The 320-nt window shown below is 59.7% G+C and carries 1 pseudogene; it reads right to left on the bottom strand.

The window, feature by feature from the left end:
* Positions 1-17: 17 nt before the first annotated feature.
* Positions 18-320: pseudogene (locus L1069_RS24045) on the bottom strand (hypothetical protein); the annotation flags it as partial.

Below are 320 nucleotides of genomic sequence, written 5' to 3'. Positions count from 1 at the left end.
GTAAAGTCGGTCTGTTAAAGCTGGTTCGGTCGGGTCGTCTTGTCACGGAACTCGTCAGAGCCGGACAGAACCACATAGGCCGGGTTGGTGATCAGGTCACAGGCCTTGAGGATGCCCCTCTCGGGACATTGCTGCGCAATGCCCTGCCGGGCAGTGGATAGGTCGAAGCCTCTGACATCGAGCCATTGGAGCGCCATTGGTCCGAGAGACAATGGGCGAGGGTACTTTTCCGTGTCAGTGAATTGCACGGCCAACTCGCGCGGCGACAGATCGCTTTGGTGCAGGGCCAGGTCCTTGATCTTCTCGCGCACCGGCTCAGG

Source organism: Leisingera sp. MMG026 (assembly GCF_021654205.1).
GTDB lineage: Bacteria > Pseudomonadota > Alphaproteobacteria > Rhodobacterales > Rhodobacteraceae > Leisingera.
The sequence above is the reverse complement of the archived record's forward strand: the minus strand, read 5'-3'. Positions and strand labels throughout refer to the sequence as shown.